The 13,379-nt window shown below is 75.1% G+C and carries 12 protein-coding genes and 2 pseudogenes; 5 read left to right on the top strand and 9 right to left on the bottom strand.

Features of this window, described 5'->3' with window-relative positions:
* Positions 1–66 precede the first annotated feature (66 nt).
* Positions 67–498 carry a winged helix-turn-helix transcriptional regulator gene (locus H9X71_RS11930; RefSeq protein WP_342355628.1) on the bottom strand — a complete coding sequence of 144 codons (432 nt, stop codon included), beginning with the start codon at positions 496–498 and terminating at the stop codon, positions 67–69.
* Between the two features lie 102 nt (positions 499–600).
* On the opposite strand from H9X71_RS11930, the gene H9X71_RS11925 reads away from it, so the two are divergent.
* Positions 601–1,251, top strand: a complete 651-nt coding sequence (locus H9X71_RS11925; RefSeq protein WP_191147290.1) for an FMN-dependent NADH-azoreductase — start codon at positions 601–603, stop codon at positions 1,249–1,251.
* A gap of 91 nt (positions 1,252–1,342) precedes the next feature.
* Here the strand turns inward: H9X71_RS11925 and H9X71_RS11920 are convergent, their stop codons facing one another.
* Together H9X71_RS11920 and H9X71_RS11915 are read right to left on the bottom strand one after the other, a co-directional pair.
* Positions 1,343–1,942, bottom strand: a complete 600-nt coding sequence (locus H9X71_RS11920; RefSeq protein ID WP_191147289.1) for a TetR/AcrR family transcriptional regulator — start codon at positions 1,940–1,942, stop codon at positions 1,343–1,345.
* The gene (locus H9X71_RS11915) at positions 1,939–2,532 is read right to left on the bottom strand and encodes a sugar O-acetyltransferase (protein WP_191147288.1); all 594 of its coding nucleotides are present in this window, start codon (positions 2,530–2,532) and stop codon (positions 1,939–1,941) included. Before H9X71_RS11915 ends, H9X71_RS11920 begins: the two co-directional genes overlap by 4 nt.
* Positions 2,533–2,556: 24 nt before the next feature.
* Between H9X71_RS11915 and H9X71_RS11910 the strand changes: the two are divergent.
* Both H9X71_RS11910 and H9X71_RS15110 read left to right on the top strand, forming a co-directional pair.
* Positions 2,557–3,142, top strand: a pseudogene (locus H9X71_RS11910) (DUF1349 domain-containing protein).
* Between the two features lie 153 nt (positions 3,143–3,295).
* Entirely contained in the window at positions 3,296–4,243 is a 948-nt protein-coding gene (locus H9X71_RS15110) for a GNAT family N-acetyltransferase (RefSeq protein ID WP_425321415.1), read from the top strand.
* On the opposite strand, the gene H9X71_RS15080 is transcribed toward H9X71_RS15110, so the two are convergent.
* Positions 4,126–4,848: a GNAT family N-acetyltransferase gene (locus tag H9X71_RS15080; protein WP_342355641.1), complete on the bottom strand. Its 723-nt coding sequence runs from the start codon at positions 4,846–4,848 to the stop codon at positions 4,126–4,128. The two genes, H9X71_RS15110 and H9X71_RS15080, sit on opposite strands and share 118 nt — an antisense overlap.
* 330 nt (positions 4,849–5,178) lie before the next feature.
* On the opposite strand from H9X71_RS15080, the pseudogene H9X71_RS11890 reads away from it, so the two are divergent.
* Together H9X71_RS11890 and prpB are read left to right on the top strand one after the other, a co-directional pair.
* A pseudogene (locus tag H9X71_RS11890) lies at positions 5,179–6,721 on the top strand (MmgE/PrpD family protein).
* Positions 6,721–7,635: a methylisocitrate lyase gene (prpB, locus tag H9X71_RS11885; RefSeq protein ID WP_191147286.1), complete on the top strand. Its 915-nt coding sequence runs from the start codon at positions 6,721–6,723 to the stop codon at positions 7,633–7,635. The pseudogene H9X71_RS11890 and the gene prpB overlap by 1 nt, the downstream one beginning before the upstream one ends.
* A gap of 36 nt (positions 7,636–7,671) precedes the next feature.
* Here prpB and H9X71_RS11880 read toward each other — a convergent pair whose 3' ends face one another.
* The 5 genes from H9X71_RS11880 to H9X71_RS11860 all read right to left on the bottom strand — a co-directional run bounded on the left by H9X71_RS11880 (position 7,672) and on the right by H9X71_RS11860 (position 13,363).
* A complete protein-coding gene (locus tag H9X71_RS11880) occupies positions 7,672–8,178 on the bottom strand; it encodes a hypothetical protein (RefSeq protein ID WP_191147285.1) in 507 nt (168 codons plus the stop codon).
* A gap of 192 nt (positions 8,179–8,370) precedes the next feature.
* Complete coding sequence (locus H9X71_RS11875; protein ID WP_191147284.1) at positions 8,371–10,977, bottom strand: polynucleotide kinase-phosphatase; 2,607 nt, start codon at positions 10,975–10,977, stop codon at positions 8,371–8,373.
* Entirely contained in the window at positions 10,974–12,389 is a 1,416-nt protein-coding gene (locus tag H9X71_RS11870; RefSeq protein ID WP_191147283.1) for a 3' terminal RNA ribose 2'-O-methyltransferase Hen1, read from the bottom strand. Before H9X71_RS11870 ends, H9X71_RS11875 begins: the two co-directional genes overlap by 4 nt.
* Positions 12,390–12,544: 155 nt before the next feature.
* Complete coding sequence (locus H9X71_RS11865) at positions 12,545–12,709, bottom strand: hypothetical protein (protein ID WP_191147282.1); 165 nt, start codon at positions 12,707–12,709, stop codon at positions 12,545–12,547.
* A gap of 78 nt (positions 12,710–12,787) precedes the next feature.
* Positions 12,788–13,363: a TetR/AcrR family transcriptional regulator gene (locus H9X71_RS11860; protein ID WP_191147281.1), complete on the bottom strand. Its 576-nt coding sequence runs from the start codon at positions 13,361–13,363 to the stop codon at positions 12,788–12,790.
* Positions 13,364–13,379: the final 16 nt, after the last annotated feature.

Genomic DNA, 13,379 nt, shown 5'->3' with positions numbered 1-13,379 from the left:
GCCACCCCCGCGCCGCCGGATCCGACCGCGCGGTCGGCGCCCGCCCCGTCGACGACGTCGCCGGGTTCAGGCGCTCCCGGCGGAGGCGTCGTCGAAGCGGCGCCGGTTGTCGGCGATCACGTGCTGGTGCTCGCCGATCCACTCGCCGACGACGAAGGCGACGCCCTGCAGGGAGTACCCGAGCTCGGTGACCTGGTACTCGACCCGCGGCGGGACCTCGGCGTGCACGGTGCGCGTCACGAGCCCGTCGCGTTCGAGCGCGCGCAGGGTGACGGTCAGCATCCGGCGGGAGATGCCCGGGATCATGTCGGCGATCTCGGTGAAGCGCTGGCGGTCGGCCCCGAGGACGCCGATCACGAGCATCGTCCACTTGTCCCCGATGCGCGACATGAGCGACCGGAAGAGCTCCGGGCTCTCTCCCGCGCAGAGCTCGCGCATCTGCGGCATGGACTCCGCGAGCCGGTCCTGGAGGGCCTGGCCGCGCGCATCGATCGACATGGGTGCTCCTCGGGTGACTGCGGGGTAACGGGGGCTCGCTTGAGGTAACGGGCCCTCAGCGTACAGAGTTACGAACAGTAACCGAAGCCCTGAAGGAGAAGAATGACCCTGTTCCGTCTCGACGCCAGCATCCGCATCGACGGCTCGACGAGCCGCGCCCTCGGCGACATCGTCGAGCGCGAGTGGCGCGCCGCCCACCCCGACGCGGCGGTCACCCGTCGCCACCTCGGCTCCGACCCCGTCTCGTCCACCTCCTGGTCGGACGCGGTCGCCGGATCGATGACGCCCGCCGACGCGCGCACCCCGGACCAGCAGGCCGCCGCGGCCCTGGCGGCGACGCTGACCGACGAGCTCGTCGCGGCGGACGCCCTGCTCTTCGCCGTCCCGCTCTACAACTTCGGCGTCTCCCAGCACTTCAAGACGTACGTCGACCTGGTGCTCACCGACCCGCGCATGGCCCCCGGCCAGCCCTCCGCCATCGCCGGCAAGCCCGCCGTCCTCGTGACCGTCCAGGGCGGCAACTACGCCGCCGGGACCCCGCGCGAGGGCTGGGACCACGCGACCGCCTGGATGCGCCGCATCCTCGAGGACGTCTGGCAGCTCGACGTGGAGGTCGTCACGCGCGAGTTCACGCTCGTCGGGGTGAACCCCGCGATGGACCAGTTCACGGACATCGCCGCCGAGCTCCGGACGCTCGCCGAGACGCGCGCGACGGACCACGGCCGCGGCCTCGCCGCGCGGATGACCGCCTGACGCGGAGGCGCCGAGAGGGCCGCCGCGGCGCCGCATCACGTCGCCCGCGACGTGGTGCGGGCGGCGGGTCGCCGCACCGCGCGGGGACCGGCTAGCGGGTGGGTCGATCGCGTGCCGGCGGCGCGGGTCGGGAGCGCAGCACGCGCTCCACGGCGTCGCGCACGAAGGCCGCATCCGTCGGCTCGGGGTCGAGGGCGCGGTGGATGCTGAGGCCCTCGACGAGCGCGTCGAGCATGCGCGCGGTGGTCGGGTCGACGTGCTCCTCGAGGGCGGCGCGGCTGCGCGCCATCCACGTCTGCGTGATGGTCCGGTACTCGGGCCGGCGGGCGGCGAGCGTGTAGAGCTCGTGCGTGAGGACGAGGTCGCGCGGCGTGCCGAGCGCGTCGTGGAGGATCACGTCGACCACCGCCGCCGGGAACGCCGCGTCGCCCCGGGCGTCGCCGAGGCGGCGGCGCATCCGGTCGGCCGCGCGGTCGGCGAACAGCGCGAAGGCCTCGCGGAGCAGGTCGTCCATGCCGTCGAAGTGGTACGTCATCGAGCCGAGCGGGACGTCGGCCGCGGCCGCGACCCGGCGGTGCGTGGTGCCGTCGACCCCGACGTCGGCGATCACGTCGAGGCAGGCCTCGACGATCCGGTCCCGACGGCCGGGATCCGATCGCCGGGGTGCTCGGGCGGGAGCCGGTCCCGTCATGCCCGGGGCGCGATCTCGCGGATCACCCGCGCGGGGTTCCCGACGGCCACCACCCCGGCGGGGACGTCGCGGGTGACGACCGAGCCGGCGCCGATGACGCTGTCGTCGCCGATGCTCACGCCGGGGCAGACGATCACGCCGCCGCCGAGCCACACGTTGTCGCCGATGGTGATCGGGCGGGCCGCTTCGAGCTTGTCGCGTCGGGGGCCCGGGTCGATCGGGTGGGTGGGCGTGAGGAGCTGGACGTTCGGGCCGATCTGGCAGTCCTCGCCGATCGTGATCACGGCGACGTCGAGAGCCGTCAGGTTGCAGTTGACGAAGGTCCGGGCGCCGATGCGGATGTTCTCCCCGTAGTCGACGAACAGCGGCGGCTTGACGGACGCATCCTCGCCGAGCGACCCGAGCAGCTCCTCGAGCAGGGGGCGGGCCGCGGCCTCGTCCTCGACGGCGGCCCGGTGGTAGGCGTCGGCGAGCCGGACGGCGCGCTGGGCGATGCGGGGCGCTCTCGGGTCGTCGGCGATGTACGGGTCGCCGGCGAGCATCCGCTCGCGGTTGCTGCGGTCGTCTCCGGCGAAGTGGTCGACAGTCATGTGTACAAGCGTACACTCGGCCCCATGACCGACATCGACTGGACCTCCGGCACCTGGACCACCGCGCCCGCCCGCGTGGAGTTCGCCGACGACGGGATGCGCGTCACCGCCGTCGAGGGCAGCGACGCCTGGCGCACCACCTCGTACGGCTTCGTGCACGACACCGAGCACGCCCTCCTCGCGCCGTTCGACCAGGGACAGCGATGGAGGTGTCGTTCCGGCTCGACCTCTCCGCTCAGTTCGACCAGGCCGGGATCTTCGTCAAGGTCGACGACCGCACGTGGACCAAGGCCGGCGTCGAGCGCAGCGACGGCGAGGACGGCCTCGGCGCCGTCGTCACCCGCGGCATGTCCGACTGGTCGCTCGCCCCCGTCCCCGGCTGGCACGGCCGCCTCGTGACGATCCGCGCCAGCCGCTCCGGCGACGCGCTGACCGTCCGCGCGCGGGTGGACGACGAGCCGTGGCAGCTGGTGCGCGTCGCGCCCCTGGACGCCGACGCCGCCGTGACCGCGGGCCGATGTGCTGCGCGCCGACGCGCGCGGGCCTCACCGTCCACTTCACCGCGTGGCGGACCGGGCCGGCGGACGCGGGCCTGCACCCCGACGACTAGAGGGCCCGGGGACGGCACCGGGGCAGCTCGCGCTGCTGCTCGTCGCCGCCGCCGAGCGAGCGGCCGGGGAGGGATCCGCTATCGGTACCACTCCTCATCGACGGTCGTACCTCCGCGACATGGGGGCGTTGGGTCACGATCACCCCCTGGACGGTGGGGGAGTCCTCGACCGGTGATGCCGTGGGCCGGCTCTTCGGAGCGGCCGCAGCGGTCCCGCGGGGACGCCCTGGCCGGTCACGTGGGGGACGCTGCTCCCGCCCGCTGGCGTCCGGAGGTCACGCGGAGGAGCCGTCGCGTCGGCTGCGGGCACGCCCGCTAGCTTCGGAGCATGCCCTCGTCGCACGACCGCATCGCCCTCACGACCTCCCGCCTGCTGATCGAGCCGCTCGCGCCGCGCGACGTCGACGACTTCGTCCGGTACCGCCGGGATCCGGACGTCGCCCGGTACCAGTCGTGGGGGATCGACTACTCCCGAGCGGATGCCGAGCGCCTGGTCGCGGCCCAGCCGGGAGGTCGGCCTCCCGTCGCCCGGCGGCTGGCTGCAGCTGGCCGTCCGCGACGCCGGGTCGGGCGTGCTCCTCGGGGACGTCGCGCTGCACCTCCTCGACGCGCAGCCCGACACGTTCGGAGGTCGGCGTCACCCTGGCGCGCTCGTCGCAGGGTCGGGGCATCGCCTCCGAGGCGCTGCGCGCGGTGCTGGACCTCGTCTTCGACCAGGAGCGCGCCCACCGGGTCGTGGCCGCCTGCGACTCCCGCAACGACGCCGTGGCGCAGCTGCTGACGCGGCTCGGCTTCCGGCGGGAGTCGAGGCAGGTCGAGGCCGACCGGTCCGAGGGCGGAGTGGGATCACGCTCGACGGGTACGCGCTCCTCGCGCGCGAGCATCACGCGCGGCTCCTCTGACCGCCGGGGGATGACTCGCGGGAGGGCGCTCCCGCATCGGGTCGGGTCCTCGGGCGGCCGTCCGCCGTCGCCCGTCGACCGTCAGTGCTCGCGGCCCACGGCCCGGCGGACCGGATCCTCCGCGCGCGGAGTCGGCAGGGCCACGAGCCACGCGTCCACCGCGTCCTCGCGCTCGATGCGGAAGCCCGCGCGCTCGTAGAGGCGCCGGGCCGCGCTGCCCTGGAGCACGTCGAGGCGGAACGGGCGGCCGTCGTCGTGCCGCGCCATGACCTCGCCGAGCACCTCGCCGCCGATGCCGCGGCCCTGCGCCGCGGGGTCGAGGTAGAAGTGCTCGATCCCAGCGGGCGTCGGGCTCGTCGCGGCAGGCGATGAGGCCGGCGTCGCGGCCGTCGACGCGGATGACGGAGGTGCGCTCCGCTGCCCAGCCGTCGAGGAAGCGGCGGCGGACCCGCACCGGGTCCCACCGGCCGAGCCGCTCGAGGTCGGGGCGCATGACGACGGCGCGCAGCTCGGCCATCCAGGTGGCGTCGTCCGGGAGGGCGGGGCGGAGGATCCACCGGGGGAGCGGCCCGGGCGCCGCCCGCAGGTCGCGCTCCATGCAGACGCTCGTCGGATCCGCCGCGTACGGCCCGAACCGCGGCACGTGACGGTAGCCGCCGCGCTCGTACAGGGCGATCGCCGCGGTCTGCGGCAGCCCGTCCTCGAGCGCATCGTCGTGGCGCCGAGCTCCCGGGCCCGCTCCTCCGCGGCGACGAGGAGCGCGCGTCCGACGCCGAGCCCGCGCGCCGCGTCGGTGACGAACACGCGCTTCAGCTCCGCGGATCCGTCGCCGCCGTCCACGACCGCCGCCGTGCCGAGGCGCGCGGCCGTCCTCGCGCGCCACGAGGAACGTGACGCCGGGGCGCTCGAGCGCAGCGAGGTCGAGCGCGTGGTAGCTCTCCGCCGGGTAGAGGGCGAGCGCGTACTCGTCGGCCTGCCGCAGCAGCGGGAGCACGTCGTCCTGGCGGGGGACTCCGGGGTGACGTTGGGCACGCCCCAGCGTAGGACGGGCCCGGCCGGTGGATACGCTGGACCGGTGCCGCGCGGACGGGGCCACGAGCCCTCCGCGACAGGCGCCCGACCGTGAGGAAGAGCATGCAGATCCACCGCGTCCGCGTCCACCGCAGCGACGAGCCCTGCCTCCCCGGGAGCAGCTGGCGGGGCGCATCGCCGCCGTCGCCGCCGATCCGGTCGAGGTCGACGCCGAGGTCACCGGGATGATCGTCAACCGCATCATCGACAACGCGGCCGTCGCGACCGCCTCGCTCACCCGCGCGCCCGTCGTCGCGGCGCGCGCGCAGGCCCTCGCGCACGGGCCGTCCACGGGCGGCGCCGGCGCGACCGTCGTGGGCGGATCCGTCCACCCGCGTCAGCGCCGAGTGGGCGGCCTGGGCGAACGGCGTGGCCGTGCGCGAGCTCGACTACCACGACACCTTCCTGGCCGCGGAGTACTCGCACCCGGGCGACAACATCCCGCCGATCCTCGCCGCCGCGCAGCACGCCGCCGCAGCCGGGCGCCCCGACGGCCGCGCGCTCACGGGCGCCGACGTGATCCGCGGCATCGCGACCGGCTACGAGATCCAGGTGGACCTCGTGAAGGCCATCAGCCTGCACGCGCACAAGATCGACCACGTCGCGCACCTCGCCCGTCGGCCGCCGCCGGCATCGGCACGCTCCTCGGCCTCGACGAGGGCACGGTCTTCCAGGCGATCGGCCAGGCCCTGCACACCACGACCGCCACGCGCCAGTCCCGCAAGGGCGCGATCAGCACGTGGAAGGCGCACGCGCCCGCGTTCGCCGGAAGATGGCCGTCGAGGCGATCGACCGGGCGATGCGCGGCCAGACCAGCCCGACCCCCATCTACGGGCGAGGACGGCGTCATCGCGTGGCTGCTCGACGGCCCGACGCCGGCTACGACGTGCCGCTGCCCGCGCCCGGCGAGGCCAAGCGGGCGATCCTCGACACGTACACGAAGGAGCACTCGGCCGAGTACCAGGCGCAGGCGTGGATCGACCTCGCCCGCCGCCTGCACCACGCGCACCCCGTGCTCGCCGACGCGGACGCGATCGACCGCGTGCTCATCCACTCGTCGCACCACACGCACGTGGTCATCGGATCCGGCGCGAACGACCCGCAGAAGTACGACCCGCGCGCCAGCCGCGAGACGCTCGACCACTCGATCCCGTACATCTTCACCGTCGCGCTGCAGGACGGCGCCTGGCACCACGTCGACTCGTACGCGCCCGAGCGCGCCGGCCGCCCCGACACGGTGGACCTCTGGCGCCGCGTCACCACGACCGAGGACCCGGAGTGGACCCGCAGGTACCACTCCATGGACCCGGCCGAGAAGGCGTTCGGCGGACGGGTGGAGATCCGCCTGACCGACGGCTCGACCATCGTCGACGAGATCGCCGTGGCCGACGCGCATCCGCTCGGCGCCCGGCCGTTCGCGCGCGCCGACTACGTGGCGAAGCTCCGCACGCTCGCCGACGGCGTGCTCGAGGACACCGAGGTCGACCGCTTCCTCGCGCTCGTCGAGCGCCTCCCCGAGCTCACCGCCGACGAGCTCGCCGGCCTCACCGTGACCGCCAGGCCCGGCCTCCTCGACGGCGCCGGCTCCCCGAAGGGACTCCTCTGATGCTGCACTCGAACCTCACCTCCGCCGACAAGCGCCGCGCGTTCCGCGAGCGGCTCGACTCGGGCGAGCTGCTCCGGATGCCCGGCGCGTTCAACCCGCTGTCGGCCCGCCTCATCCAGGACAAGGGCATGGACGGCGTCTACATCTCCGGCGCCGTGCTCTCGGCCGACCTCGGCCTGCCGGACATCGGCCTCACCACGCTCACCGAGGTGGCCGGGCGCTCGCAGCAGATCGCGCGCGTCACCGACCTGCCCTGCCTCGTGGACGCCGACACGGGCTTCGGCGAGCCGATGAACGTCGCGCGCACCGTGCAGATGCTGGAGGACGCGGGCGTCGCCGGGCTGCACATCGAGGACCAGGTGAACCCCAAGCGCTGCGGCCACCTCGACGGCAAGCAGGTGGTGGACGAGTCGACGGCGCTGAAGCGGATCCGCGCGGCCGTCGACGCCCGCCGCGACCCCGACCTGCTCGTCATGGCCCGCACCGACGTGCGCGGCGTCGACGGCATGGCCGCGGCCGTCGACCGGGCGCGTGCGCTCGTCGACGCCGGTGCCGACGCGATCTTCCCCGAGGCGATGGCCGACCTCGCCGAGTTCGAGGCGATGCGCGCGGCCGTCGACGTGCCGATCCTCGCCAACATGACCGAGTTCGGGAAGAGCGAGCTGTTCACGACGTCGCAGCTGCGCGACGTGGGCGTGAACATCGTCATCTACCCCGTCTCGCTGCTGCGCCTCGCGATGGGCGCCGCCGAGCGCGGCCTCGACGCGATCCTGGAGGAGGGCACGCTCGCCTCGAAGGTGCCCGAGATGCAGACCCGAGCCCGGCTCTACGAGCTGCTCGACTACGCCGGGTACAGCGCGTTCGACGAGGACGTGTTCACGTTCACGCTGGAGGGGAACCGCGGCGGGGCGTGATCGTCATGCGCGTCCTCGCGACCGCTCGCGCGCGACTCATCGGGCACCACGTCGACCACGTCGAAGGAGCACGACGACCAGCGTCGTAGCGACCGCAGCGGCGACGGCGACGACCCCCGTGGACCATCCCATGATGTCGCGGGCATGCGGCCACCACGCCCATAACGCGGCCACCCACGCCGTGCAGATGAGGGCGGTGAGGATCACGACCGCGAGGGCCGACGTCAGCGGGCGCAAGCCCGGACGATCTCGGGCGAGGTGGTCCGGGAGCCCTGCCAGCGCACCGACCGCGAGTCCGAGGAGGAAGACGCCCGCCGCACCCGTCGCCATGAGCGGGAATCCCATGACGAGGAACGCGAGCGAGCCGGCATCACGGGCGAGGAGGCTGCCCACGACGACCGGGGTGCCGGGGACCAGGAACATGGACACCGCTCCGCCCACCGCGGTCGTGAACGGGAGGACGCCGAGCAGCGACCCCCGGTCGTCGGCGTGCCGGTCCTCGTCCGTCGTCGTGCTCGCCTCTCGGAGGCGGGGATCGTCCATGCCCTCGACGCTACGGAGGCCCGGCTCGTCAGCCGACGGCCGAGAGGGGGATCCGCTCATCCGCCGGAGGGACATCCCCGTCGCCCTTCTGGCCCCCTCACCTGACGTGGGATGCCCGCAGCGGGGCTGCGGGCGTCCGGCGACGCTAGCCGTGCGCGCTTCGCGGCCCGTGCGCGTCCCGACGGGCCGGCGTCAGAGCCGCGGATCCACCGCCTCGGACTCCATCGCGAGCACGCCGAACACGGCCTGGTGCACGCGCCACGTCGGCTCGCCCGCGACGAAGCGCTCGACCGCCTCCACGCCGAGCGCGTACTCGCGGAGCGCCATCGACCGCTTGTGGCCGACGTCGCGGTCGCGGAGGCGGCGGAGGTTCGCGGGCTCCGTGTAGTCGGGGCCGTAGACGATGCGCAGGTACTCGCGGCCGCGCACCTTGATGCCCGGCTGCGCGAGCGTCGTCCGCCCGCGGACGAGACCCGCGACGGGCTTCACGACCATGCCCTCGCCGCCCGCGTCCGTGAGCTCCTGCCACCAGCGCGTGGCGGCCTCCTCCGACCGCGGCGACGCGAGGTCGACCTCGAGGGAGCGCGTGGGGAGGACGAGGCCCGGATCCGCGTCCGCCAGCCGCTGAGCCAGCGCCAGGTGCCAGGCGTGCTCGCGCGCGAGGTGGGTCGCGCCCTCGGTGGCGAGGAGCTGGAAGGGCGCGAGGCGCACGTCGGCGAGGCCGCCGTACGGCGCCGCGTGCCGGCGGTACGCGGCGACGTACGCCTCCGCGTCGGCGGCCCGCGCGCGCGTGCGCTCGAGGAGGTCGGCCACGTCGATGCCGGACGCGGCCGCCTGCTCGAGCGTGCGGACGGCGGCGGGCAGCGCGGCGGTCGCGGCGGCGCCGACGGACGCGTACTGCTCGCGGATCAGCGGCCCGGCCTTCGCGGACCACGGCAGCAGCTCGGCGTCCAGCAGCAGCCACGACGTGTCGAGCTCCGCCCAGAGGCCGGCGGCCTCGACCGCGGCGTCGAGGCGGGCGAGCAGCGCGTCGGTGTCGGCGGCGTCGAAGAAGGGGCGGCCCGTGCGCGTGTGCACGACGCCGCGCCAGCCCGTGGGCGCGCCGAAGCGCGCGGGGTCGCGGGTGAGGAGCACGACCGCGCGGGATCCCATGTGCTTCTCCTCGCAGATCACCCGCTCCAGGCCGTCGCGCCGGTACGCCTCGAACGCCTCGGCGGGGTGCTCGAGCACGTCGTCGCGCGACGAGGTCGCGGGCGGGCTCATGGTGGGCGGCAGGTATGCGAGGTGCCGCGGGTCGACGGCGAAGCGGCTCATGGTCTCGAGGGCGCCGGCGGCGGCGTCCTCGCGGATCCCGACCCGGCCGAAGGCGCGCGTCTCCACGACCTGCTTCCCGAGCACGTCGTCGATGCGGAGGAGGCCCGCGTCGCGCGGCGCGTCCACGGCGGATCCGGCGGCGGCGGCGGACGCGTACCGGCGCCCGAGCGGCACGGTCGGCTCCGACCAGACGCGCTCGGCGGGCACCGCGACGACCTCGCGCTCGGGCCAGCGGAGGGCGCTGAGCTCGCCGCCGAAGACGCAGCCGGTGTCGAGGCACATGGTGCGGTTGACCCACTCGGTGCCGACCCCGGCGACGTGCCCGTAGAGGACCGTGGCGGATCCGCGGTAGTCGAGCGCCCAGTCGCGCCGCACGGGCAGGCCGTGCTCGTCCGTCTCGCCGATGGTGGCGTCGCCCCACAGCGCGAAGGCGCGCACGCGGCCGGATGCGCGCCCCTGGTACGCCTCGATGAGCCCCGCGTGCGCGACCACGAGGTCGCCGCCGTCGAGCACCAGGTGCGAGACGAGCTCGCGGCAGAACCGCTCGACGTCCACGCGGAACTCCTCGTCCTCCTCGGCGAGCTGCGCCAGCGACTCCGCCAGGCCGTACGCGACCCGCACCTTCTTGCCCTGCAGCGCCTTCACGAGCTTGTCCTCGTGGTTGCCGGGCACCGCGAACGCGTGCCCGGCGCGCACCATGCCCATGGCGAGGCGGAGGACGCCGGGGGTGTCGGGTCCGCGGTCAACGAGGTCGCCGAGGAACACGACGCGGCGGCCCTCCGGGTGCACGGCGTCGACGGGGCGGCCCCGGTCGTCCCGCTCGATCGCGTAGCCGAGCTCGCCGAGCAGGGCCTCGAGCTCCGCGCGGCAGCCGTGCACGTCGCCGATCGCGTCGAACGGGCCGCGCTCGTGGCGGAGGTCGTTGAGGAGCGGCTCCACGGTGAAGCGCGCGGCGGCGATCTCGTCCACGCCGCGGAGCACGTGCACCGTGCGGAAGCCCTCGCGGCGGAGGCCCTTCAGCGACCGCTGGAGCTGGTCGTGCTGGCGCTTCACGACGGACGCGCCGAAGGACCGGTCGGTGCGCGCCGCGTTCCGCTCGACGCACACGCCGACGGGCACGTCGAGCACGATCGCGACCGGCAGCACGTCGTGGTCGCGGGCGAGCTGCACGAGGGACCGGCGCGACTCGGCCTGCACGTTGGTCGCGTCGATCACGGTCATCAGGCCGCGGCGCAGGCGGTGCGCGGCGACGTGCCGGAGCGCCTCGAAGGCGGCGGACGTGGCGCTCTGGTCGTTCTCGTCGTTGGAGACGAGGCCGCGGAAGGCGTCGCTCGACAGCACCTCGTACGGGCCGAAGTGCGTGCGCGCGAAGGTCGACTTGCCGGATCCGCTCGCGCCCACCAGGAGCACGAGCGACATGCGGGGGAGCGGGAGCGGGGCGGCCGGGGCGTCCGTCGTGGCGGCGGCGGCGGGGGCGTCGGTCATGGGGTGACGGCCTTCCGGAAGAGGGCGAGCTGGGTGGGGGAGCCGTGGACGGGATCCACGTCGCCGACGGGGCGGACCTCGACCCGGTAGCCGTACCGGTCGGCCGCGCGCTCCGCCCACGCGGCGAACTCGGCGCGGGTCCACTCGAAGCGGTGGTCGGGGTGGCGGAGCGCGCCCGCGGCGAGGCCCGGGTAGAGCGCGTTGTGCTCGGCGTTCGGGGTCGTGACGACCACGGTGCCGGGCGCCGCGGATCCGAGCACGGAGGCCTCGAGCGCGCCGTGCCGGTCGGGGTCCACGTGCTCGAGCACCTCCATCAGCACGATCGCGTCGAGACCGGCGATGCGCGGGTCCTCGTAGGTCGCCGACGACTGCAGCAGCCGGATCCGCTCGCGCACCCGGTCGCTCGCGTCGCGGAGGTCGAGACGCCGGGCCGCGGCCTCGAGGTCGGACGCCGAGACGTCGGTCCCGATGATCGTCGTGAACGCCGGATCCGCGACCAGGTGCCGCAGCAGCGCACCCGACCCGCAGCCGACGTCCGCGACCGTGCGGGCGCCGACCTCCGTGAGCACGGCGTGCACGGTCTCGGCGCGGAGGAGCGCGAGGGAGGGGGAGCGCGGTCCGGCGGCGTCGCCGGCCGTCGCGTCGGGGGCGTCGGACGGCTCGGCGGCCTCCGCGGCTCCGGCGTCGAGCCGCTCCCCGGCCTCGCCCACGAGGTCCCGCTGGTGCGCCAGGTACCGACGCGTGATGAGGTCGCGCGCCGGGTGCTCGGCGAGCCAGCCCTCGCCGGCGCGGAGGAGCTTGCCGACCTCGTCGTCGGACACCCAGTAGTGCTTGCCGTCGTCGAGCACCGGCAGCAGCACGTAGAGGTGGCGGAGGGCGTCGGCGAGCCGGACCTCGCCCGTGAGCACGAGGTCGACGTAGCGGGAGTCCCCCCACTCCGGGTGCTCGGCGTCGAGCGGCACGGGCGTCGCCTCGACGCGCCAGCCCAGCGGGGCGAACAGCGCCTCGACCAGCTCGGCGCCGCCGCGCGCGGGCAGGGCCGCGACCGTGATCCGGAGCGGGAGCGTGCCGGCCGCGAGCTCGGGGAACGACTCGCTCCGGCCGCCCATCGCGGTGCGGAACACGTGCCCGAGCGCGACGGCGAGCATCGACGACGAGGCGTAGGGCCGGTCGTTCACGTGGTGGGCGATGCTCGACGCGCCGGCGCCGCGGAAGCGCTTGTCGCGGACGAGCGCGATCGGATCCACCTCGAGCAGCAGCGCCACCGTGCAGCGCTCGTCGGTCGCCTCGGGGTAGAGCACGTGCGCGGTGCCGACCGCGAGGTCGAAGGACTGCGCCCTGCCCGGGTGCTTGCGGAGCAGGTGGCTGAGGTCCGACGCGGACGGCGCCGTGGAGGTGAGGGTGATGAGCACGGCGGACTCCCTGGTGGGCGGATGCGACCCGGTGCGGAGGCCGATGCCCACCGTAGCGAGCGGCGGGCTGCGGAGGCGATGCATGACGCGCGGTCGACCGGGGCGCGGTCGGCCGGCGCGTGCGGCACGCGGCCGGGTGCGGGTGAGGAGCCCGGTCAGCGCGTCTCGTCGTGCGCGTCGAACGCCGCGAACGGCCCGTCGAGCGCGAGGCCCAGGGCGAGCGCGGCCAGCAGGATCCCCATCGCCAGCGCGCCAGCGACGGCGCCGGCCCGGGCGAGCGCGCGCGACGCGGGGCTCCGTCGAGGGGCGGGGGTGGGCATCCGGCGAGGCTAGCCGGGAGCCGCGGGCGACGCGGGCGGAAGTGCACATGTCGCGCGCCCGCCCGCGCGGGCCGCGGATCAGCCCGCGCAGAGCCCGTCGCGCACATGCGCCGCGAGCGCCGCGCGCCGCCGGGCGTGGAGGGCCGCCGGGTCGCCCGCGGTCGCGACCGTGGTGATCGAGATCTGGGCCCAGCTCGCGGCCGTGGCGATCAGGAGGGTCCAGACGTCGTCGGGGTCGAGGTCCGCGCGGATCCGGCCGGCCGCCTGCGCGGCCGCGATGTCGCGGAGGTGCGCGGCCTCGTGCTCCTCGAGGCCGGGGTAGAGGTACCCGGTGGCGTCGCGCTCGAGCCGCTTCCACATCACCAGGCGGGCGAGCGCGGGGTCGGCGAGGTAGTCGTCGTAGAGGGCGGCGGCATAGCGCGGCAGGTCGTCGGCCGTGAAGGGCACGCGGTCGCCGTTCGCGATCACGTGCTCGGCGAAGACCGCGTCGAACAGCTTGTCCTTGGCGCCGAAGTGCGCGTAGAGCATGGGCTTGCTCATGCCCGAGGCCTCGGCGATGCGGTCGACCCGGGCGCCGGCGATGCCGCGCGCGGCGAACTCCTCCGTGGCGGCGTCGAGGATGCGCTGGCGCGTGCGGTCGGCCGAGGACGTCATGCCCCCACTGTACGGA

It is taken from the genome of Clavibacter zhangzhiyongii (assembly GCF_014775655.1).
GTDB classification, from domain to species: Bacteria; Actinomycetota; Actinomycetes; order Actinomycetales; family Microbacteriaceae; genus Clavibacter; species Clavibacter zhangzhiyongii.
The sequence above is the reverse complement of the archived record's forward strand: the minus strand, read 5'-3'. Positions and strand labels throughout refer to the sequence as shown.